The 1,292-nt window shown below is 42.2% G+C and carries 2 protein-coding genes; one reads left to right on the top strand and one right to left on the bottom strand.

Annotated elements, in window-relative coordinates; translation table 11 throughout:
- On the top strand, nucleotides 1–787 hold a 787-nt coding region (locus tag EDM58_RS25460), incomplete at its 5' end, for an IS3 family transposase (protein ID WP_122915827.1).
- Here the strand turns inward: EDM58_RS25460 and EDM58_RS25455 are convergent.
- A complete protein-coding gene (locus EDM58_RS25455; protein WP_122915828.1) occupies nucleotides 771–1,265 on the bottom strand; it encodes an NAD(P)H-dependent oxidoreductase in 495 nt (164 codons plus the stop codon). The two genes, EDM58_RS25460 and EDM58_RS25455, sit on opposite strands and share 17 nt — an antisense overlap.
- Nucleotides 1,266–1,292 lie beyond the last annotated feature (27 nt).

Here is a 1,292-nt window from a genome sequence, read left to right as displayed (position 1 = left end):
CCTTCAGGTCAATAGGAGTACCTACTACTACGAGAGCAATGAGCAATCATCTGTCAATGATGAAGTGGAACAAGCAATTATCCGTATTTTTGAAGAGAATCAGCGCGTGTATGGAGCAAGGAAAATCAAAGCAAAGCTTCAAGAAGAGGGAATGACGGTTTCCAGACGGCGCATTGGACGTCTGATGAAGAAAAACGGCTTGGTCTCGGTCTATACAGTGGCGCAGTATAAACCGCATATGTCGTCATGTAACGAATCGCCGATCCAGAACGAACTGAATCGCGAGTTTGCGAAAGAAGCACCACTGGAAGCCGTTGTGAGTGACTTGACATACGTTCGGGTCGCCAATAAATGGCACTATATTTGTTTGCTCGTGGACTTATTTAATCGGGAGATCATCGGTTACAGCTGCGGAAAATTTAAAGATGCCGCACTAGTCTATCAAGCATTGGCAAGCGTAAAAGGAGATCTACGCCAAATCCAGCTTTTTCACACAGATCGTGGCAGTGAGTTTAGAAATCTCACGATTGATGAAGTGATCAACACGTTCAAGATCAAGCGTTCATTGAGTATGAAAGGCTGTCCCTATGACAATGCAGTTGCGGAGGCAACCTTTAAGCTGATCAAAGCCGAGTTCGTGAGAAATCGCAAATTTGAATCGCTATCTCAGTTAAAGCAAGAGCTAGGAACATACGTCAAATGGTTTAACGAAGCTAGGATTCATTCCACACTAGGATATCTAAGCCCATTAGCGTACAAAGAGAAGGCACTTAAGAAATCTGTCTAGTCAGGTGTTGACAATCCATTTCTGTCCCATAATAGGCAAAGACAGAACGATAATTTGCTGCGCAGTAATGGAAGGTCATTTGAAAGGGAAGCAATATTTGATCAAGCGTGTGTCGGTATCTCCCTGTTTCACTGTAATCTTCTTTTCTAATTCCTGCTGAAATCGCCAACGCAACTTTGCGATTCCTCAATGTATCCCCTCTTGAACCATAAGCCCAGCTATAGGTAAAGACCTCATTAAACCATTGTTTTAGGAGAGGAAGGCAATTAAACCAATAAATAGGGAACTGGAATACAAGATTCTCGTGACGTTCAACTAAATTTTGTTCTTTTTCCACATCTATGTTTCCATCGGGAAAAACCTTATACAGTTCGTTAGCCGTATGTTTGTCAGGGTATTTTTTTAGTTCTTCCACCCATCGCTTGTTGATGACTGATGATTCCATGTTTGGGTGTGTTACGATAACGAGCGTTTTCAAGAACACTTCCTCCCACTATAAATTAAT

Source organism: Brevibacillus panacihumi, from assembly GCF_003710985.1.
Lineage (GTDB): Bacteria > Bacillota > Bacilli > Brevibacillales > Brevibacillaceae > Brevibacillus > Brevibacillus panacihumi.
This window is presented reverse-complemented; position numbering and strand designations above follow the sequence as displayed.